This window comes from Hydrogenophaga sp. NFH-34, from assembly GCF_021401345.1.
Taxonomy (GTDB): domain Bacteria; phylum Pseudomonadota; class Gammaproteobacteria; order Burkholderiales; family Burkholderiaceae_C; genus Hydrogenophaga; species Hydrogenophaga electricum.
Genome location: NZ_JACBGE010000001.1, coordinates 279135 through 298630, shown reverse-complemented (window position 1 = coordinate 298630; position 19496 = coordinate 279135). Strand labels below are relative to the sequence as shown.

The window sequence follows — 19496 nt, the reverse complement described above, 5'->3', positions numbered from 1 at the left end:
CGGTCAGCGGTAGTTGAACTCCACGCGGCGGTTGAGCTGATAGCCCTCTTCCGTGCGGGACAGGTCGGCGGGTTTTTCCTCGCCGAAGCTCACGGCCTCCAGTTGCTGGTCGGCCACGCCGAGGCGCCGCAGTTCGCTGCGCACCGCTTCCGCGCGCCGCTGGCCCAGCGAGAGGTTGTACTCGGTGCCGCCGCGCTCGTCGGTGTGGCCTTCGAGGAACACCTTGCGCTGGGGATGGGCGCGCAGGTAGGCCCCGTGCTGGGCCACCACGCCCTGGTACCGGGCCTCGACATGCCACTGGTCGAAGCCGAAGTACACGATGTGCGCCACATCCGCCGGCCCCCGGCCGGGCGCGGCAGCCGGCGGTGCCTGCAGGGGCAGCACCTGGGGTGCCGCCACGGTCTGGGGTTTGTAGGCGTAGTAATAGGCCTGCTGGTCGCTGCCATCGCGCGAGACGCTGGCGCAGCCGCCGAGCAGCACCGCGATGCCGGTCCAAAGAAGAAGAGGCGTTTTCATGTCGGGAGTGCCGATGGCTTCCGGCGCCAGGCGCCGGAAGGGTTTCAGGAAAGGCGCGTTCAGGCCGCCAGCAGGGTGTTGGACAGCAGCCCACCGAGCGACAGGTCGGTGGCACCGCCGTCGTTCTGGCTGGTGATCGGCTGCGTGATGCTGCCCAGCAGATCGCCACCAAGCAGATCGCCACCAAGCAGATCCCCGCCCAGAAGGTCGCCACCCAGCAAACCACCGCCGAGCAGATCGCCCCCCAGCGTGCCGTCCACCACGTTGGCCACGCCGTCGGTCAGGTAGTCGACCTGGGTCAGCACCGGTTCCACCAAACCGGCGGTGGCACCGTCGCCGAGCACGCTGTCGACCAGGGGTTCGGCCACGCCGCCGACGGTGCCGACCACCGTGCCCACCAGACCGTCCACCGGGTCCAGCGTGTTCGGGCTGTCGGCCGTGAAGCTTTCGCCCAGCACGGGCGCCAGCAGACCGCTGCCCAGATCGGTCGCGCCGTCGACCACGGGCGCCACGGCGGTGGCCACGCCTTCCAGCAGCACACCCGCCACCGGCAGCGCCGACACCACGTCGACCACGTTGCCGGCCAGGCCGTCCACAGGGTCGAGCAGGGCCGCCCCCTCACCCGGCGCGGTCCCGCCACCGAGCACACCACCCAGCAGGTCACCGCCGAGCAGGCCGCCCAGCGGGTTGCCGTCACCCAGCACACCGCCCAGCAGGTCGCCGCCGAGCAGACCGTCCACCACGTTGGCCACCCCATCGGTCACGAAGTCGAGCTGCGCACCCACCGGGTCCAGCACGGCGGCGGTGGTGCCCGCCCCGAGCAGGCCATCGACCAGGGGAGCCACCAGGCCACCGGCGGTTTCCGCCACGGTGCCGACGACCGCGTCCACCGGATCGAGCAGGTTCGGGTCGTTGGGCTCGAAGCCGGCACCGACCACCGGGGCCAGCAGGCCACTGCCCAGATCGGTGACGCCATCGACCAGCGGGGCCACGGGCGCCAGCACGCCGGACAGGGTGTCACCGACCACCGGCAGGCCGGCGACCACACCGCTCAGATTGCCCGCCAGGCTGTCCACCGGGTCGAGCAGGGCCATCGCCCCTTCTGGCACCTCGCCGCCCCCACCCAGCAGGCCGCCGAGCAGATCCCCACCGAGCAGGCCATCCAGGGGATTGCCTTCGCCGAGCAAACCACCCGTCAGGCCATCGACCAGCCCCGCGTCACCCAGGAGCCCGTCGACCGCGCCGCCTTCCGCCACGAGGCCGCCCAGCAGGCCGTCTTCCACCAGCAAGCCCCCCACGAGACCGTCGTTACCCAGCAAGGCGCCGCCCAGGCCTTGTTCGCCCAGCACACCGCCAAGCAGCCCGCCCAGCAAGCCGCCCACCAGCCCGTCTTCGCCGAGCAGACCGCCCACCAGGGCATCCTCGGCCAGCAGACTACCCACCAGCCCCTCTTCGGCCAGCAGGCCGCCGACCAGACCGTCTTCTGCGAGCAGGCCACCCACCAAGCCTTCGTCAGCCAGCAGCCCGCCGACCAGCCCTTCATCGGCCAGCAGGCCGGTGACCAGGCCCTGGTCACCCAGCAGCGGATCCAGCAGGCCTTCCACGGCACCGCCCTCCGCGAGCAGGCCACTGGTCAGACCGCCCAGCCCCAGGCCGGAGAGCAGGTTGCCGAGCAGGCCCTGGTCGTCCAGCAGGTTGACGATGGCATCGGTCACGTAGTCGACCTGCCCGGCCACGTCGCCCAGCAGTTCGCTGGTGGCGCCGCTGCCCAGCAAACCGTCCACCACGGGAGCGAGCAGGCCGCCCAGCGTGTTCGCCACATCGCTCACGGTGTCGTCGACCGGATCGAGGCCGTTCGGGTCATCGGGCGTGAATTCGCCGCCCACCAGGGGCGCGAGCGCGTCGTTGAGCAGGCCGGTCAGGCCGCTCACGGTCTCGACCACCGGCCCCAGGGCGCCACCCAGGCCGAGGGCGTCGTCCAGCGCGTCGACCAGGCCATCCACGGCCGAGGTGCCTGGATCCAGCAACTGGTCTGCGTCGGCGTCGGCGTCAGCGTCGGCGTCGGCGTCAGCGTCCGCATCGGCGTCAGCGTCAGCGTCAGCGTCAGCGTCAGCGTCAGCGTCAGCGTCAGCGTCAGCGTCAGCGTCAGCGTCGGCATCGGCATCGGCATCAGCGTCCGCATCGGCGTCAGCGTCAGCGTCAGCGTCAGCATCGGCATCGGCATCAGCGTCAGCGTCGGCATCCGCATCCGCATCCGCATCCGCGTCAGCATCGGCATCGGCATCGGCATCGGCATCGGCATCGGCATCGGCATCAGCATCAGCGTCAGCGTCAGCGTCAGCGTCAGCGTCAGCGTCAGCGTCAGCGTCAGCGTCAGCGTCAGCGTCAGCGTCAGCGTCAGCGTCAGCGTCAGCGTCAGCGTCGGCATCGGCATCGGCATCGGCATCGGCATCGGCATCGGCATCGGCATCAGCGTCGGCATCCGCATCCGCATCCGCATCAGCATCAGCATCAGCATCAGCATCAGCGTCAGCATCGGCATCGGCATCGGCATCGGCATCGGCATCGGCATCGGCATCGGCATCGGCATCGGCGTCAGCATCGGCATCCGCGTCGGCATCCGCGTCGGCGTCAGCATCGCCATCCGTCGCGTTGTCATCGTCGTCGTTCAACAGGCTGGCCAGGGCGCCCACACCCAGGGCACCGAGGGCGAACTCGCCGAGACCCAGACCGCCGCCCATGGCCGGCACGCTCTTTTTTACGAGCAGCGCTGCCGCTTCCGCCGAGCCATCCTGGTACACCTCCAGATCGCCCGCCGCCAGATCCACCGACACCTGCTCGATGCCGTTGGGCAGCCTGACCGCAGAAATCGTGGCGTCGGTGCCGCTCTTCAGGGTGCCGGTCAGCGGTGCCTGATTGGCGCCCGTGCCCTGAAAAGCCACCGCTGCCTGGCCACCTTCGGGAACGATCACCCGGTCACCGACCATCAGGGGCTGCGCACCCTCGACGGCGATGCGCTGTCCGTCGCGCACGATCTCGACGCCACGGGTGGCTTGCGAGATGGTGCCGACGGGCTGGGCACCGGCCGGCGACACAAGGGGCATTCCAGCGCTGGTGCCGCTGCCCGAAGACGCTTGCGCCAGCTGTGTGGTTTCCGGCATCGGTGCAAGCGGCGAGCTTCCGGACAGATTCGATGTTGACTGGATCATGACACCCTCAAGGTAGTTGGAGATTCAATACAAAAGCGGTCGCCGGCCAATAGAAATGGATATCCCTGAATTCCTGGAAATCAGGAGACCGATAAACACCCACCAGACGGCAACCGCACCACGGTTCCCCTCTGCAATTGCAAGCGCTATGCCCGTTTTTCTCCGGGCTTCGGCAGCACCGGCAGCCCACGCAAGTCTTTGATTCTTATGAAGCCACACCACCGATATCGACCTCAGACGCCGGGTTCATCGCCCCGAACGGGATCAAGGGATGGCGCGTTACGTAACACCGGAAACACCGAGTGGGTAACAGAACACCGACCTGTCGGCATCACCGCAAGCCCACGCCAGAAAATCATCAATTCCAGACCGCCGAAACCTTGGGCGCCAGGGAAAAACTCCAATGGGCCGAAAAAATGCCACCCATATACATATCGACAAAATCGCGCGATGTGCAAAATTCGTCCAGTTCGGACAAATTCACGCAATAGCCATCACCGTCCACAAGCACCACCCGCACATGGTGTTCGAGCAGGTTTTTCACCGCTTTCACCAGGCGCTGGCGGTCGGCCGTCGAGGCGCGCAGCCGCATGTCGATCAGCAGACCGGGAATGCGAAGCCCCCAGCCAGACCGCGCCATGCTGATCAGGGCTCCCATGATGTTGTTCACATTCAGCGACGATTCCGCCAGCCGCGCCAATTCCATGAAATCGGAACGGCTCATCAGGGAGAAATCCATGTGTTTCAGCGGCGTCAATTCGGAATCGTGAAATCCCGGTTCGCCATCGGCGAAATCCTGGCTATCGCCATGGCCCATCAGGGTGGCCAACGAGACATAAAGAGGTCGATCCAAGTCCATGATGATCACTTTGCTTCCAGTCCAACGAACAATGGGCGATACCCGTTGACCTGGCGTGTTAACCAGGCGTTACACCCAACCATGGGAAGATGCACTCTGTCACAGGGAGCAAATTGAATGCCATGCGTTCGCGCCCCTGATTTATTCCGGCACACGCGCGCAACCCCTTGATTTCCAAGGCATCACACACCCCAGGCAACGCGAAAATAGATTTCGTTACGTAACACGCCCCCACACGGAAACACGGACGGTCACACCTTGCGGGTGGTTGCCGGCCAGGGGCTCGGCGCCACGCGGCCGCCTCGGCCGGCGATGGCCTTGCTGTCAGAATGCGGTGCCCGTTCGCGCCATCCCATGAGCCAGCCCCCCACCATCCCGGCGACATGCCACCTCGACGCCCACCCGGCGCACCCCTGCCCCGTGCCGCTGAGGCTGTCGGTCAGCCTCGCGCCCCGGCTGCATGCGGGTGCCCCGGGTATCGGCCTGCGGTACGTGCTGGCGGGCGACTGCGCCCGCGTGCGCATGCCCGCCCCCGTGTGCGGCCCGGGCCCGGCCGACGGGCTCTGGCAGCACACCTGCTTCGAGGCCTTTGTGGCGCTGGAAGGCGCCGCGGCCTACCGAGAATTCAATTTCTCCCCTTCGGGCCAATGGGCGGCTTACCGCTTCAGCCAGGAGCGCGTACGCGACCTGCCGGCCGAGCAGCAGGCCGGCCCGGCCCGGCCGGCCATGGACATCACCGCATCGCCCCGGCGCTGGACGCTTGACGTGCACCTGCCGCTGGACGCCCTGCCGGGCGACGCCGGCGATGTGCGCTGCTGGGGACTGAGCGCCGTGATCGAAACCACCGACGGCCACCTGAGCCACTGGGCGCTGCACCACCCGGCGCCCCGCCCCGACTTCCACCACCCGGCCGGACGCACGCTGCGCCTGCCCGCCCACGCCGCCTGAGCCTGATCTCGCCATGCAATTCGGTATCGAACGTTTCCTCCAGGACCCCGCGCTGCGCGCCCCGCTCGCCGGCCGCCGCGTCGCCCTGCTCGCCCACCCGGCCTCGGTCACGCGCGAGCTGACCCATTCGCTGGACGCGCTGGCCGCCCTGCCCGATGTGCGGCTCAGCGCCGCCTTCGGCCCGCAACACGGTCTGCGCGGTGACAAGCAGGACAACATGGTGGAGTCGCCCGACTTCACCGACCCCGTGCTCGGCGTCCCGGTGTTCAGCCTGTATGGCGAGGTGCGCCGCCCCACCGACGCCATGATGGACACGTTCGACGTGCTGCTGGTCGACCTGCAAGACCTGGGCTGCCGCATCTACACCTTCATCACCACGCTGCGCTATGTGCTGGAAGCGGCGGCGACACACGGCAAGGCGGTGTGGGTGCTGGACCGCCCCAACCCGGCCGGCCGGCCGGTGGAAGGCACGCTGCTGCGCCCAGGCTGGGAAAGCTTCGTCGGCGCCGGCCCGATGCCCATGCGCCACGGCATGACCATGGGCGAACTCGGCCACTGGTTCATCGCCCTGCTCAAACTGGATCTGGAATACCGCGTCATCGCCATGGACGGCTGGCTGCCCGACGCCGGCCCCGGCTTCGGCTGGCCGGTGGACAGAACCTGGGTCAACCCCAGCCCGAACGCCGCCAACCTCTGGATGGCGCGCGCCTACGCCGGCACCGTGATGCTCGAAGGCACGACGCTGAGCGAAGGCCGGGGCACCACACGCCCGCTCGAACTGTTCGGCGCGCCCGGCCTCGACACCACCCGCCTGCTGGCCGACATGCAGCGCATCGCCCCGCAGTGGCTGGCCGGCTGCCGGCTGCGCCCGTGCTGGTTCGAGCCGACTTTCCACAAACACGCGGGCCAGCTTTGCGCGGGCGTGCAGATCCACGTGGAAGACCCGCTGCATTACGACCACGGCGCTTTCCAGCCGTGGCGCCTGCAAGCCTTGGCCTTCAAGGCGCTGCGGGCGCAGGCGCCGGACTACCCGCTGTGGCGCGACTTCCCCTACGAATACGAAACCGACCGGCTGGCCATCGACCTCATCAACGGCGGGCCGGCGCTGCGCGAGTGGGTCGACAACCCCGCCACCAGCGCGGCCGATCTGGACGCCATCGCCCAGCCCGATGAAGCGGCCTGGCGCGAAGCCCGGCAGCCGTATGTGATCTATTGATCCCCCTGCACCACTGGCGCGGCGCCCCCTCTGCGGCGCGCCTTCGGCGCTTCGAGTGGGCAGGCACCTGAGGCCCGGCCGAGCCGGTTCCACGGTGCCCCTGGCGTGGGGACTTCCCCGCCGCCCTACGGCCTGGCAGCGCCTGTGCTGGTGTGCGGCTGGGTAACCACCGGCACTGGCGGCTGCCCTGACGGGCCGAACACCTGCGGCGCGATGCGGGCCACGAACACCTGCACCGCTTCCAGCGACAGGTGGCCGTAGTCGTAGCTCAGCGGCTCCTTCGCCGTGTCACCCACCCGGGTCAGGCAGCCCTGGGCGTCGCAGAACACGGCCAGGCCGTCGATGAAGTCGATGCCCATGGCCGCCGCGCGCTGGCGCAGTTGTTCGGTCACCGCGCGCACCGGGCCGTCCTGCCCCAGCGGCAGGCGCAGCGGTGGCGGCTGCGAGAACGGCCCCCGCTTCCAGGCGTCCAGCAGCACCTGCGGCAGGGGTTGCTGCCAGTCGGGCGTCGGGCCCAGCAGCACGATGCGCGGCACCCGGGCCGCACGCAAGGCCTGCACCGTGGCCTCCAGCCCGTCAAGCTGATAGCGCGCATGGTGCCACCAGGCGTAGAGCAGCACGATGTCGGGCCGCGCAGCACGGATCGCGCGGAGGTTGTCGTCGTTGAGCGCCCGGCAACCGGGGCGCGGATCGGCGCCCAGAATCGGCGGACACACCGCCCCCGCGCGCTCGGCGATGCCGAAGCGCCAGGCCCCGCTGTCCTGCAAGGCCTTGAAACCCGGGTAGAGCGACGACGCGTGCGAGTCGCCCCAGATGAACAGCAGCGGCCGCCGCTCTTCAATGCAGAAGGGTTTGTAGTCGGACGGGGGCACGCGGAAGTCGAGAATGCAGTCGTGATAGCGCCAGCCGCGCGTGACCACGGCCGATCCGCCCTGTGCGGTCATGGCGCGCACCACCGGCGGAAAGCGCGCCTCGAAGCCCCGCTGCTGCTGCACCCAGAGCCCGGCAGCGGCCAGCGCCGCCATGCCACCCAGCAAGGCGGCGGTCACCGGCGTGCGCCACCGCCCCCCCTCGCCGCCGCGGCGAATCGGCCGCTCCACCCAGCGCCAGGTCAACACCGCCAGCAGCCCGCCGAGCAGCAGTGCCCCGGCCAGCACGACGGCCCCGGCGTCGTCACCGTAGCGCAGGCGGGCCCCGACCAGCAGCGGCCAGTGCCAGAGGTACAGCGGGTAGCTGACCAGGCCGATCGCGACCATCGGCCGCCACGCCAGCAGCCAGCGGTTCACAAAGGCGTGCGGCCCGGCCGCGATCAGCAGCGCCGTGCCCAGCGTGGGCAACACCGCCCAGCCCCCGGGGAAGCGCCGCTCCGGATGGATCTGCACGAAGGCCAGCACCAGCAGCGCCACCCCGGTCGCGGCCAGGGCGTGCTGTCGCCAGCCGGTGGCGGCACGCGCCGGCCGCGCCACCTGCCGGGCCGCCAGCCAGGCCCCGACCATCAGCTCCCAGAACCGCCCGAACGGGTGGAAGTACGCGGCCGCCATGTCGGTGCGCACCAGCCACAGGTTGAAGCCCCACGACAGCAGCCCCAGGCCTACGATGCACCACCCGGTGCGCGCCGCCCCCGCGCCCCGGGCTCCGCGCCACAAGGCCCACAGCGCCAGCGGCCACAGCAGGTAGAACTGCTCCTCGATGGCCAGCGACCACAGGTGCAGCAGCGGCTTGGCCGCCGACGCAGCGTCGAAGTAGCCCGCTTCGCGCCAGTAGGCCAGGTTCGCCACGAACAGCGCCCCGGCCGCCACATGCCGGCCCAACGCCGCGTAGTCGGCCGGTGTCAGCCACCACGCGCCAAAGACCAGCACGGCCGCCAGCACCAGCGCCAGCGCCGGGAAAATGCGGCGGATGCGACGGACGTAGAAATCCCGGAAGCTGAAGCGGCCGTGCGCCAGTTGCCCCAGCACGATGCCGCTGATCAGATAACCCGAGATGACGAAAAAGATGTCGACCCCGATGAACCCGCCGGCGAAACGCGCGGGCCAGGCGTGGTGCAGCAGCACCGCCAGCACGGCCACGGCGCGCAGCCCGTCGACATCGGGCCGGTAACTCAGGGGCGAAGGGGCCGGAGGGGTCATGCAGAAGGCCGCTCGGCCGCGCGTGCCAAGGGCCCGCGCCGTGCCGAAGTGTTAGGGTGGCGGGCATGATGCCATCCCCCGATCACCCCCGCACCGAAGCGCCGCTTCTGCTGCACGCCCAGGGCCTGCAGTTCGGCTGGCCCGGCCAGCCCCCGCTGCTGGCAGGGCGCGACCTGCGCCTTCCCGCTGGCGTGAGCTTCGTCACTGGCGACGAAAGCTGCGGCAAGACCTCCCTGCTGCGCCTGCTGGCCGGCGACCTGGTGCCGCAAGCCGGCCGCATCGCTCTGTGGGCCGACGGCGCCTGGTGCAGTCCGGACGGCGATCCGGCCGCCTGGCGCCGTCAGGTGTTCTGGATCGACCCGGCCACCGAGGCCCACGATGCGCTGAGCCCGCGCCAGTTCTGGGACCGGCAGGCCCAGGTGTGGCCGCGCTTTTCGGCCGATGCCGTCGAGGCACTGAGCGAGGACTTCGCGCTCGCCCCGCACCTGGACAAGCCGCTGTACATGCTCTCGGCCGGCAGCCGGCGCAAGGTCTGGCTGACGGCGGGGTTCGCCTCCGGCGCCACACTGACGCTGATCGACCAGCCCTTTGCCGCGCTGGACGGGCCGTCCATGCGCTGCCTGCGCGCGCTGTTCACAGACGCGAGCGACCACCCGGGCCGGGCCTGGGTGGTCGCTGATTACGAAGTGCCCGAAGGCGTGCCGCTGGCCGCACACATCCGGCTGCCCTGAAAGCCGGCCGGAGCGTGCTCCCGGTCGGTCAGTTGGCCACGCGCCAGCTGCCATCCGGTTGCCGGCAAGCGGTGCCGTACACCGTGTCGGGCTGGCCCCCCACGCGGGCATGCATGGTGTATTCGCGGCAGGGCGCGCCGTTCTGCTCGTAGGTGCGCGTGGGCGTGACGTTGTATTCGTTGCGCGTATCGGGGTTCACCCAGCCCGTCGGCTGCCCGGTGCGCGCGGTCTCGAACGCGTAGGCTGCCCGGGAGCGGTCATTGGCGTCCATGGACCGGCCCACGTTGGCACCGATGTTGGCCCCGATCATGGTGCCGATCACGGTGGCCACGATGCGGCCGCTGCCGCCACCCACCTGAGAGCCGACGGCGCCGCCGAGCACGCCGCCGACGATGGCGCCAGACTGTTCATTGGGCCCGCCCATGGTGCCGCAACCGGCCAGCGCCAGCGCGGCGGACACGGCGAGCACCCCATGGCGAAGCGGAAGGGTTCGAAGGTTCATCTTGTTCTCCTTGAATGCCTCTTGGACCACGCCGCCTGCCGGCGGGTTCCCCGAGGCCGTGCCGCGATCATAGGCCGGCACCCCATCGGCCGGTTGCAGGCTTACACGCCTTTTCCGCCTGTTTACCCGGCGTTAACCTTCTGCATCATCTTCAGCGTCCGCCCAGGCCCATACCGCGCGAGATCACCTCTTTCATGATCTCGTTGGTGCCACCGTAGATGCGCTGCACGCGCGCGTCGGCATACGCCCGGGTGATCGGGTATTCCCACATGTAGCCGTAGCCGCCGTGCAGTTGCACGCACTCGTCCATCACCTTGCACTGCAGGTCGGAACACCAGTACTTGGCCATGCTGGCGGTGGCGGTGTCGAGCTTGTCTTCGCACACCAGTTCGCAGCACTTGTCCACGAACACGCGCGCCACCTGCACCTCGGTCTGCAGCTCGGCCAGGGTGTAACGGGTGTTCTGGTAGTTCGCCACCGGCTGGCCGAACACCTTGCGGTCCTTCACGTACTGCACCGTCCAGTCGATGGCGGCCTGTGCCGAAGCGACGGCGCCAATCGCGATCTGCAGCCGCTCCCACGGCAACTGCTCCATCAGACAGATGAAACCGCGGCCCTCGAACGCGGCGCCACCCAGCAGGTTCTCGGCCGGCACCTTCACGTTGTCGAAGAACAGCTCGGAGGTGTCCTGCGCCTTCATCCCCAGCTTCTTCAGGCGCTTGCCCTTGCTGAAGCCCTCCATGCCCTGCTCGACCAACAGCAGGCTGGTGCCCTTTCCTCCCCGTTGCTCGCCCACGGCCGGATCGGTCTTGGCGACCACGATCACCAGATCGGCGTGCCAGCCGTTGGTGATGAAGGTCTTGCTTCCGTTGAGCAGGTAGCTGCCATCGGCCTGCCGGATGGCCGTGGTTTTCACGCCTTGCAGGTCGCTGCCGGCAGCCGGCTCGCTCATCGCGATGGCCCCGACCATCTCGCCCGTGGCCAGCAGCGGCAGGTATTTCTGTTTCTGCGCCTCGGTACCGTAGTGCAGGATGTACGGCGCCACGATCTCGCTGTGCAGGCCGAAGCCGATGCCGCTGACGCCAGCGCGCGCGATCTCCTCCATTTGCGCCACCGAATACAGCCGGTCGGCACCGGCACCGCCGTAGGCCTCGGGCATGGTCATGCAGAGAAAGCCGTTTTCTCCGGCCTTGCGCCAGACCTCGCGATCCACATAGCCCTGCTCTTCCCAGGCGTCGTGAAAGGGGCTGATCTCCTTCTCGACAAAGCGACGAAAACTGTCGCGAAAAGCTTCGTGGTCGGCGTTGAACAGGGTGCGGGGAATCATGGTGTCACCTTCAGGACGATGGGGGTTAATTTTCACAAAGCGATTGCTTGGCAAAAGTCTATACTGATCCGATCGTCCAGACCATCCGGTCCCATCCCCGAGGAGACACCATGAGCGAAGCCTTCGTCTACGACGCCATCCGCACACCACGCGGCAAGGGCAAGAAGGACGGCAGCCTGCACGAAGTCAAGCCGATCAACCTGCTCGCCGGCCTGCTGACCGAGCTTCAGAAACGCAATGACCTGGACACCGCCGCGGTGGACGATGTGGTCATGGGCGTGGTCTCGCCCATCGGCGAACAGGGTTCGGTGATTCCCAAGGTCGCGGCCCTCAAGGCCGGCTGGGACTGGCGCTGCGCCGGCGTGCAGCTCAACCGCTTCTGCGCCTCGGGCCTGGAGGCCGTGAACATGGCGGCCATGAAGGTGCGCAGCGGCTGGGAAGACCTGGTGGTAGCCGGCGGCGTGGAAAGCATGAGCCGCGTGCCCATCGGTTCGGACGGCGGCGCCTGGGCCCAGGATCCGGAGACCAACAGCGCCACCCTGTTCGTGCCGCAAGGCATCGGCGCCGACCTGATCGCCACGCTCAGCGGCTTCAGCCGCGAGGACGTCGACGCCTTCGCACTCGAATCGCAGAAGCGCGCCGCCGCCGCGCGCGCCGCCGGCCACTTCGACCGCTCGGTCGTGCCGGTCAAAGACAAGATGGGGCTGACCATCCTGGAGAAGGACGAGTTCATCAAGCCAGGGACCACGATGGACGGCCTGGCCGGGCTCAAGCCCGCCTTCGAGCAACTGGGCGCCATGGGCTTTGACAGCGTGGCGCTGCAACGCTACCCGCAGGTCGAGCGCATCCACCACGTGCACCATGCGGGCAACTCGTCCGGCATCGTCGACGGCGCGGCCGCCATCCTGATCGGCAGCGAAGCCGCCGGCAAGACCCACGGTTTCACGCCGCGCGCCCGCATCGTCGCCGCAGCACTGTCGGGCGCCGACCCGACCATCATGCTCACCGGCCCCATGCCGGCGGCGCGCAAGGCGCTGGCCAAGGCCGGCTTGAGCATCGACCAGATCGACCTGTTCGAGGTCAACGAGGCCTTTGCCGCCGTGCCCATGAAGTTCATGCAGGAAATGGGGGTGCCGCATCAGAAGGTCAACGTCAACGGCGGCGCCATCGCCTTGGGCCACCCGCTGGGCGCCACGGGCGCCATGATTCTGAACACCCTGATCGACGAGTTGCACCGGACCGGCAAGCGCTACGGACTGGCGACCCTCTGCGTCGGCGGCGGCATGGGCATTGCCACCATCGTTGAACGGATCTGATCGAAAGCGGAGAAAGCACCATGATCACCCAAACCATCCGCTACGAACTCGCCAACGGCATTGCGACCATCACCTTTGACGAGCAGGGCTCGCCGGTCAACACCATGTGCCTGCAGTGGCAGGACGATCTGGCGGCCGTCACCGGCCAACTCGTCACGGACCGCGCACAGATCAAGGGCATAGCGCTGGCTTCCACCAAGAGCACCTTCTTCGCCGGCGCCGACCTCAAGGGCGTGATGCGCTCGACCGAGGCCGACGGGCCGCGCGTGTTCGGCGAGATCGAGCGCATGAAGAAGCACTTCCGCACCATCGAGACCCTGGGCGTGCCGGTGGTGAGTTGCCTCAACGGCGCGGCGCTCGGCGGTGGCTGGGAAGTGGCCCTGGTCGGCCACCACCGCATCGCCGTCAACAACCCCAAGATCCAGTTCGGCCTGCCCGAGATCACACTCGGCCTGATTCCTGGCGCTGGCGGCATCACCAAGATGACGCGAATGCTCGGCCTGATGGCGGCGCAACCCTACATCCTGGAAAGCAAGCTGTTCGGCCCCGAAGAGGCTTTCAAGCTGGGCCTGGTGCACGAGCTGGTCGCCTCGCCTGAGGAACTGATGCCCAAAGCGCTGGCCTACATCGAAGCCGCCCAGGGCAAGCCCGAGGCCTGCACCCACGTCTGGGACCGCAAGGACTACAAGATGCCCGGTGGCACGCCGAGCAACCCCAAGATCGCCGGCATGCTGAGCGTGGCGCCCGCCGTGCTCAAGCAGAAGACGCGCGGCCTCTACCCGGCGCCGGAAGCCGCGCTGGCCGCGATGGTCGAGGGCGCGATGGTCGACTTCGACACCGCCATGCGCGTGGAAAGCCGCTACCTCGCCGGGCTGATGACCGGCAACGTGGCGCGCAACATGATCAACACCTTCTTCTTCAACATGAACGCCATCAAGGGCGGTCAGTCGCGGCCGAAGGATGTGGCGAAGTACCAGCCGAAGAAGGTCGGCATCCTGGGCGCCGGCATGATGGGCTCGGGCATCGCCTACGCGCAGGCCACCCGCGGCATCGCCACCGTGCTCAAGGACGTGAGCCTGGAAGCCGCCGAGAAGGGCAAGGGCTACACCGCCAGGCTCACGCAGAAGCGGGTCGACAAGGGCCAGATGAGCGCCGAGAAGCAACAAGGCATCCTGAACCTCATCACGCCCACTGCCAGCGCCGCCGGCCTGCAGGGCTGCGACCTGATCATCGAGGCGGTGTTCGAGCAGCGCGAACTCAAGGCCATGGTGACGAAAGAAGCCGAACCCATGCTGGCCGAAGGTGGTTTCTTCGCCAGCAACACCTCCACCTTGCCCATCTCCGGCCTGGCCCAGGCCAGCGCCCAACCGCAGAAGTTCGTCGGCATCCACTTCTTCAGCCCGGTCGACAAGATGAAGCTGGTCGAAATCATCCGCGGCCAGGACACGGACGACGAGACCATCGCCCGCGCCTACGACTATGTGCAGGCGCTGGGCAAGCTGCCCATCGTGGTGAACGATTCGCGTGGCTTCTACACCAGCCGCACCTTCGGCACCTTCGTGATGGAAGGTGCCGCCATGCTGGGCGAAGGCATTCCGGCACCGGTGATCGAAAACGCTGCCATGCAGGCCGGCATGCCGGTCGGGCCGCTGGCGGTGCTGGACGAAACCGCGCTCAGCCTGTCGGTGCACGTGCTGGAACAGACCCGCGTCGACTTCCAGAAGGAAGGCAAGCAATACGTCGCCACGCCGGGCGAGACCCTGGTTGAGCAGATGGTCAAGCAGCACCACCGCTATGGCCGCGCGGGCGGCGGCGGCTTCTACGACTACCCCGAAGGCGGCAGGAAGCACCTGTGGCCGCAGCTCCAGGCGTTGTACGAAAAACCGGGCATCGAATGGGATCTGCAGGACGTGAAAGACCGCCTGCTCTACCGCCAAGCCGTCGAAACCGCACGCTGCCTGGCCGAAGGCGTGCTCACCAGCGTGCACGACGGCAACATCGGCTCCATCTTCGGCATCGGCTTCCCAGCCTGGACCGGTGGCGCGCTGCAGTTCATCTATGGCCTGGGTATCGAGGCCTTCGAGGCGCGCTGCGCCGCGCTGGCCGCCCGCCATGGCAGCGGCTTCATACTCGCGGACGCGGTGAAAGCCGCGCTGCGTCAACACCAACCCCAGTACTGACTCATGAAACGACTCGAAGGAAAAATCGCCCTCATCACCGGCGCCGCTCAAGGCATCGGCCTGGCCACGGCCCTGAAGTTCGCGCGCGAAGGCGCCACCGTCGTCGTCTGCGATGTGAAGCAGGCGGCGGTCGACGAGGCCGTCAAACAATGCCAGGCCGAAGGCGCCACGGCCGTGGGCTTCGTGATGGACGTGACCCAGCGCGAGATGGTCGACGCCGTGGTCGCGCAGGTGAAAGAGCGCTTTGGCCGCATCGATGTGCTGGTCAACAACGCCGGCATCACGCAGGACGCGCGCCTGCAGAAGATGACGCTGGAACAGTTCGACAAGGTGATCGACGTCAACCTGCGCGGGGTCTTCCACTGCGCGCAGGCCGTGGCCGACACCATGACCGCGCAGGGCAGCGGCGTGATCCTCAACGCCTCGTCGGTGGTCGGCATCTACGGCAACTTCGGCCAGACCAACTACGCCGCCACCAAGTTCGGCGTGATCGGTTTCACCAAGACCTGGAGCCGCGAACTCGGCCCCAAGGGCGTGCGCGTCAACGCAGTCGCCCCTGGCTTCATCAGCACGCCCATCCTGAGCACCATCCCCGAGAAGGTGATCCAGGAGATGGAGCACCGCGTGCCGCTCAAGCGCCTTGGCCAGCCCGAAGAGATCGCCAACGTCTACGCATTCCTCGCCAGCGACGAGGCCAGCTACATCAACGGCGCGGTGATCGAAGTCTCGGGCGGCATGTCGGTCTGAGACCGGCCCGGACGCCCACCGACGCGAGCCCGCCACGCGCCCCGGGCTCGCGCATCGCCTCCAGGATTCCTTCATCCGCAGGGCCTGTGCCGGATCGGTGGGCGAGCGGCAGCCTTCGGTCCGGGTATGCCGCAACGCGGTCCGGCCCGGCGCTTCCGGGCTGCCCGTGCAGGCACCCACAGGCTGTGGTGCCATTGCGCAACCGCCCACCCGCGCATCCGTGGCGCCGCGATAATCCGCTGCGACCCCGCCACCGCAACATGCCCCCTCGCCAGCCCACCGCCCCCCACGCCGATTCCGGCCCCTTGGTTCCCCGCTCCCGCTCCGACCTGTTTCTGTCCTTCACCTGGCTGGCCCTGCAGGGATTCGGCGGGGTGCTGGCGATCGTGCAGCGCGAGCTGGTCGAGAAGAAACGCTGGCTCACGCGCGAGCAGTTCCTGGAGGACTGGGCCGTGGCCCAGATCATGCCCGGCCCGAATGTGGTGAATCTCTCGCTCATGATCGGTGACCGGTTCTTCGGCCTTTCGGGCGCACTGGCCGCACTGGCCGGCATGCTGGCTGCCCCCCTGTGTCTGGTGCTGCTGATGGCCGCGCTCTACGGCAGCGTGGCCGACACCGCCGCCGCCCAGGGCGCGCTGCGCGGCATGGGCGCCGTGGCCGCCGGCCTGGTGACCGCCACCGGCATCAAGCTCATCGCGGCCCTGGACAAGAATGCGCTGGGCCTGGCCGCGTGCATCGCCCTGGCCGCCCTGACCTTCGTGGCCATTGCGCTGCTGCGCTGGCCCCTGATCTGGGTCCTGCTGGGCATTGGCGGCGTGGCCTGCCTGTGGGCTTATCGCGTGCTCGGGCGCCAGCCGGAGCCCCGCTCATGACGATCACCCTGACCCCCGGCGACTGGCTGGCCCTGTGCCAGCACCTGGCCTCGCTCTCGCTGCTGGCCGTGGGCGGCGCCATCACCACGGCCCCCGACATGCACCGTTACCTGGTCGGCCAGCAAGGCTGGTTGACCGACGCGCAGTTCACCTCATCGATCGCGATCTCGCAGGCCGCCCCGGGTCCGAACGTGCTGTTCGTCGCCCTGCTCGGCTGGAACCTCGGCCTCAACGCGGGCGGGGGTCCGGCCGCCGGCTGGCCCGCCTGGGGCCTGGCCCTGATGGGCGTGGCACTGAGCCTGGTGGCGATCATGCTGCCGTCTTCGGTGCTGACCTACACCGCCACCCGCTGGGCCCACCGCAACCGCGAACTGCGCTCGGTGCGCGCCTTCAAGACCGGCATGGCACCGATCGTGATCGCCCTGCTGATCGCCACCGGCTGGCTGCTCAGTGCGACCCACAACCAGCCGGCGCGCGACTGGCGCCTGTGGTTGCTGACCGCCGTGTCGATCGTGCTGGTGTGGCGCACGCGCATCCACCTGCTGTGGCTGATCGGCACCGGCGCCCTGCTGGGCGCCCTGGGCTGGGTCTGACCGGCGGACGGTTTCAGCCGAAGGCCATCCCCGGTCCGCCCGAGAACACAGACCCGATCGCGCCCAGAACGATGCCGGCCACGATGCCGCACACCACCAGCACGGCGGTGTAGCCCAGCGCTTTTTCGGGTGGGGTCTTCATCAGCACCGGAATGCCGGTGTAGAGCAGGTAGATCGAATACAGCGAGGCCAGCAGGCTGAGCATGCTCAGCGCCGGAACGAGGTTGAAGATGCCCCCGAGCAGACCGGCCGTGGACGCGTAGGCCACCAGCTTGAAAGCGCTCAGCAGGTCTTTGCGGCCGCCAAAAGTGGGGGCCAGAGCATCGGCGATCAGGGCCAGCACGTAGATCACGGCCAGCGACAGCACGAACCCGACCACCATGTTGGCGATCCCGGCCAGGAAGGGCACCCGGAAGCTGACACCCATCACGTGGGTGCCGACCACGCTGAACCCGATGAAGGTCGCGATGGCCGAAACCGCCGCCAGGTAGACCAGGTAGGTCTTGTAGATCGTGGCCACGTCCTCGGTTTCCGTGTCGATCACGGGCCAGGTGGACTTGGGTTTGAGCAGGATGTCCTGCACGCGCTGCACCAGATTCATGTGTCACTCCTCGCTGGACAAAGCCCCGATCGGGCCCGGCCATTATGGGTGCCGACGTGACGATCCGGTGAATCCCCGCAAGCCGGCCGGCCTTCAGTCGGCCAGCAGGGCCGGCAGGCTTTGTGCGGCGCGTTCGCGCCAACAGGTCTGGGCCACGGTATCGAGCTCGGTCGGTTCGGGATTGATGACCACCACCTGCGCCCCGCTGCGGTGCGCCGTGTGGGCCAGCCCGGCAGCCGGGTACACCAGGCCCGAGGTGCCGATCACCAGCATCAGATCGCAGGCCTGGGCAGCGGTTTCGGCGGCCGCCAGGGCCTCGGTTGGCAGCATCTCGCCGAACCAGACCACGGCAGGCCGCCGCAGGTTGCCGCACACGGAACAGCGTGGCGGGCGACCGTCTTCCAGAAAATCGGGCTGGCAGCACGGGCGCGGGCGGTCCAGCCACTGGTCGGCGTCGATGCGACCATGCAGGGCGATGGTCTCGTCGAGACCGGCCCGCTCGTGCAGGCCGTCCACGTTCTGGGTGATCAGCGTCAGGCGCCCCGGATGCCGCTGCGCCCACGCCGCCAGCGCCCGGTGGCCGGCATTGGGTTGGACCCGGGCAATCAGCGCTCGCCGGTATTGGTACCAGTCCCACACGCGCTGGGGATCGGCGCGAAACGCGGCTTCGGTGGCCAGTTCCTTCGGGTTGAACTGCGCCCACAGGCCACTCTGGGCATCGCGAAATGTGGGCACGCCCGACTCGGCGCTCATGCCAGCCCCGGTCAGCACCGCCAGATGCCGCGCCTGTTGCACCCACTGGCGCAGCGTCTCAAGCGTGGCGGTCATGGCGGGCGTGGGCCTTTCAGCCGCGCTGGCGCAGCGCCTCGTACAGGCACACGCCCGAAGCCACCGACACGTTCAGGCTCTCGACCGCGCCGCGCATGGGAATGCTCACGAGCTCGTCGCAGGTCTTGCGCGTGAGCTGGCGCATGCCCTGCCCTTCGGCGCCCAGCACCAGGGCCGTCGGGCCTTTGAGATCGACCTGGTAGAGCGTTTTGGGCGCGTCGCCGCTGGTGCCGGTGATCCAGATGTTGCGCTCCTTCAGCTCGCCCAGCGTGCGCGCCAGGTTGGTGACCATGAAGTACGGCATGGTTTCGGCCGCCCCGCTGGCCACTTTGGCCACGGTGGCGTTGATGCCGGCGGCATGGTCCTTGGGCGCGATCACCGCGTGCGCACCGGCACCGTCGGCCACACGCAGGCAAGCCCCCAGGTTGTGTGGATCGGTGATGCCGTCGAGCACCAGCAGCAGCGGCGCCTGACCGGCGGCCTCCAGCTGTTCCAGCAGATCGTCGAGCGAATGCGCCTGCTCCAGCGCCTGGACCCGCGCGGCCACGCCCTGGTGGCCATGGCTGCCGGCCAGCTTGGCGATGCGCAGCCCATCGGCCTCGATCAGGCGCACACCGGCTTCGCGGGCACGGTCCAGGAACTGGCGCATGCGCGCGTCGCGGCGCGTGGGTTCGAAGTAGACCTCGATGATGGACTGGGGCGCGGTTTTCAGGCGCACGCCCACCGCGTGGAAGCCGAACAGGACTTTGGGGGTAGACATGCGCGGATTATCGTTGCCCCCACGCTCCGCCGCTGCGCGGGTCGCTGCCCCCCGAGGGGGCTGATCCGGCTGGGGGCGGCCCGGCGCCGGATCGTTTGCCCCCACGCTCCGCCGCTGCGCGGGTCGCGGGGTCCCGCGTCCGTCATTCCCGCGAAGGCGGGA

At 68.5% G+C, this 19496-nt stretch carries 17 protein-coding genes; 8 read left to right on the top strand and 9 right to left on the bottom strand.

Translation table 11 applies throughout. The features are described 5' to 3' along the window. Positions 1 to 3: 3 nt before the first annotated feature. The 3 genes from L0977_RS01460 to L0977_RS01445 form a co-directional block, all read right to left on the bottom strand. Entirely contained in the window at positions 4 to 516 is a 513-nt protein-coding gene (locus L0977_RS01460) for an OmpA family protein (RefSeq protein WP_234262848.1), read from the bottom strand. A 59-nt stretch (positions 517 to 575) separates the two neighbouring features. Further along, entirely contained in the window at positions 576 to 3677 is a 3102-nt protein-coding gene (locus tag L0977_RS25660; RefSeq protein ID WP_442786600.1) for a hypothetical protein, read from the bottom strand. Between the two features lie 406 nt (positions 3678 to 4083). Beyond that, complete coding sequence (locus L0977_RS01445) at positions 4084 to 4593, bottom strand: hypothetical protein (protein WP_234262845.1); 510 nt, start codon at positions 4591 to 4593, stop codon at positions 4084 to 4086. 345 nt (positions 4594 to 4938) lie between these two features. Here L0977_RS01445 and L0977_RS01440 point away from each other — a divergent pair, with 345 nt between their 5' ends. Continuing rightward, positions 4939 to 5532, top strand: a complete 594-nt coding sequence (locus L0977_RS01440) for a DOMON-like domain-containing protein (RefSeq protein WP_234262844.1) — start codon at positions 4939 to 4941, stop codon at positions 5530 to 5532. Between the two features lie 13 nt (positions 5533 to 5545). Beyond that, positions 5546 to 6748 carry an exo-beta-N-acetylmuramidase NamZ family protein gene (locus L0977_RS01435; protein ID WP_234262843.1) on the top strand — a complete coding sequence of 401 codons (1203 nt, stop codon included), beginning with the start codon at positions 5546 to 5548 and terminating at the stop codon, positions 6746 to 6748. A gap of 125 nt (positions 6749 to 6873) precedes the next feature. Here L0977_RS01435 and L0977_RS01430 read toward each other — a convergent pair whose 3' ends face one another. After that, complete coding sequence (locus L0977_RS01430) at positions 6874 to 8877, bottom strand: acyltransferase family protein (protein ID WP_234262842.1); 2004 nt, start codon at positions 8875 to 8877, stop codon at positions 6874 to 6876. A gap of 65 nt (positions 8878 to 8942) precedes the next feature. Between L0977_RS01430 and L0977_RS01425 the strand changes: the two genes are divergently transcribed. Next, a complete protein-coding gene (locus L0977_RS01425) occupies positions 8943 to 9608 on the top strand; it encodes an ABC transporter ATP-binding protein (RefSeq protein WP_234262841.1) in 666 nt (221 codons plus the stop codon). Positions 9609 to 9636: 28 nt separating this feature from the next. On the opposite strand, the gene L0977_RS01420 is transcribed toward L0977_RS01425, so the two are convergent. Continuing rightward, positions 9637 to 10110 (bottom strand): RT0821/Lpp0805 family surface protein, encoded by a 474-nt coding sequence (locus L0977_RS01420; RefSeq protein ID WP_234262840.1) that lies wholly within the window; start codon positions 10108 to 10110, stop codon positions 9637 to 9639. Between the two features lie 151 nt (positions 10111 to 10261). After that, on the bottom strand, positions 10262 to 11437 hold the full coding sequence (locus L0977_RS01415; RefSeq protein ID WP_234262839.1) for an acyl-CoA dehydrogenase family protein: 1176 nt from the start codon (positions 11435 to 11437) through the stop codon (positions 10262 to 10264). Positions 11438 to 11547: 110 nt separating this feature from the next. Between L0977_RS01415 and L0977_RS01410 the strand changes: the two genes are divergently transcribed. From L0977_RS01410 to L0977_RS01390, 5 genes are all read left to right on the top strand, one after another. Next, a complete protein-coding gene (locus L0977_RS01410; RefSeq protein WP_234262838.1) occupies positions 11548 to 12753 on the top strand; it encodes an acetyl-CoA C-acetyltransferase in 1206 nt (401 codons plus the stop codon). 20 nt (positions 12754 to 12773) lie between these two features. Continuing rightward, positions 12774 to 14933: a 3-hydroxyacyl-CoA dehydrogenase NAD-binding domain-containing protein gene (locus L0977_RS01405; RefSeq protein ID WP_234262837.1), complete on the top strand. Its 2160-nt coding sequence runs from the start codon at positions 12774 to 12776 to the stop codon at positions 14931 to 14933. 3 nt (positions 14934 to 14936) lie between these two features. Next, positions 14937 to 15680 carry a 3-oxoacyl-ACP reductase FabG gene (gene fabG, locus L0977_RS01400; protein ID WP_234262836.1) on the top strand — a complete coding sequence of 248 codons (744 nt, stop codon included), beginning with the start codon at positions 14937 to 14939 and terminating at the stop codon, positions 15678 to 15680. Positions 15681 to 15940: 260 nt separating this feature from the next. Next, the gene (locus L0977_RS01395; RefSeq protein ID WP_442786599.1) at positions 15941 to 16552 is read left to right on the top strand and encodes a chromate transporter; all 612 of its coding nucleotides are present in this window, start codon (positions 15941 to 15943) and stop codon (positions 16550 to 16552) included. Continuing rightward, on the top strand, positions 16549 to 17145 hold the full coding sequence (locus tag L0977_RS01390) for a chromate transporter (protein WP_234262834.1): 597 nt from the start codon (positions 16549 to 16551) through the stop codon (positions 17143 to 17145). Before L0977_RS01395 ends, L0977_RS01390 begins: the two co-directional genes overlap by 4 nt. Before the next feature lie 13 nt (positions 17146 to 17158). On the opposite strand, the gene L0977_RS01385 is transcribed toward L0977_RS01390, so the two are convergent. From L0977_RS01385 to rlmB, 3 genes are all read right to left on the bottom strand, one after another. Continuing rightward, a complete protein-coding gene (locus tag L0977_RS01385; RefSeq protein ID WP_234262833.1) occupies positions 17159 to 17746 on the bottom strand; it encodes a Yip1 family protein in 588 nt (195 codons plus the stop codon). Positions 17747 to 17839: 93 nt separating this feature from the next. After that, positions 17840 to 18574 carry an SIR2 family NAD-dependent protein deacylase gene (locus L0977_RS01380; RefSeq protein ID WP_234262832.1) on the bottom strand — a complete coding sequence of 245 codons (735 nt, stop codon included), beginning with the start codon at positions 18572 to 18574 and terminating at the stop codon, positions 17840 to 17842. 16 nt (positions 18575 to 18590) lie between these two features. Beyond that, entirely contained in the window at positions 18591 to 19334 is a 744-nt protein-coding gene (gene rlmB / locus L0977_RS01375) for a 23S rRNA (guanosine(2251)-2'-O)-methyltransferase RlmB (RefSeq protein ID WP_234262831.1), read from the bottom strand. Between the last annotated feature and the right edge of the window lie 162 nt (positions 19335 to 19496).

Excerpts from the sequence above, each read along its gene's own strand:
- L0977_RS01460 (WP_234262848.1), bottom strand. The coding sequence starts at position 516 with ATGAAAACGCCTCTTCTTCTTTGGACCGGCATCGCGGTGCTGCTCGGC.
- L0977_RS25660 (WP_442786600.1), bottom strand. The coding sequence starts at position 3,677 with ATGCCGGAAACCACACAGCTGGCGCAAGCGTCTTCGGGCAGCGGCACC.
- L0977_RS01440 (WP_234262844.1), top strand. The coding sequence starts at position 4,939 with ATGAGCCAGCCCCCCACCATCCCGGCGACATGCCACCTCGACGCCCAC.
- L0977_RS01435 (WP_234262843.1), top strand. The coding sequence starts at position 5,546 with ATGCAATTCGGTATCGAACGTTTCCTCCAGGACCCCGCGCTGCGCGCC.
- L0977_RS01430 (WP_234262842.1), bottom strand. The coding sequence starts at position 8,877 with ATGACCCCTCCGGCCCCTTCGCCCCTGAGTTACCGGCCCGATGTCGAC.
- L0977_RS01425 (WP_234262841.1), top strand. The coding sequence starts at position 8,943 with ATGATGCCATCCCCCGATCACCCCCGCACCGAAGCGCCGCTTCTGCTG.
- L0977_RS01420 (WP_234262840.1), bottom strand. The coding sequence starts at position 10,110 with ATGAACCTTCGAACCCTTCCGCTTCGCCATGGGGTGCTCGCCGTGTCC.
- L0977_RS01415 (WP_234262839.1), bottom strand. The coding sequence starts at position 11,437 with ATGATTCCCCGCACCCTGTTCAACGCCGACCACGAAGCTTTTCGCGAC.
- L0977_RS01410 (WP_234262838.1), top strand. The coding sequence starts at position 11,548 with ATGAGCGAAGCCTTCGTCTACGACGCCATCCGCACACCACGCGGCAAG.
- L0977_RS01405 (WP_234262837.1), top strand. The coding sequence starts at position 12,774 with ATGATCACCCAAACCATCCGCTACGAACTCGCCAACGGCATTGCGACC.
- fabG (WP_234262836.1), top strand. The coding sequence starts at position 14,937 with ATGAAACGACTCGAAGGAAAAATCGCCCTCATCACCGGCGCCGCTCAA.
- L0977_RS01395 (WP_442786599.1), top strand. The coding sequence starts at position 15,941 with ATGCCCCCTCGCCAGCCCACCGCCCCCCACGCCGATTCCGGCCCCTTG.
- L0977_RS01390 (WP_234262834.1), top strand. The coding sequence starts at position 16,549 with ATGACGATCACCCTGACCCCCGGCGACTGGCTGGCCCTGTGCCAGCAC.
- L0977_RS01385 (WP_234262833.1), bottom strand. The coding sequence starts at position 17,746 with ATGAATCTGGTGCAGCGCGTGCAGGACATCCTGCTCAAACCCAAGTCC.
- L0977_RS01380 (WP_234262832.1), bottom strand. The coding sequence starts at position 18,574 with ATGACCGCCACGCTTGAGACGCTGCGCCAGTGGGTGCAACAGGCGCGG.
- rlmB (WP_234262831.1), bottom strand. The coding sequence starts at position 19,334 with ATGTCTACCCCCAAAGTCCTGTTCGGCTTCCACGCGGTGGGCGTGCGC.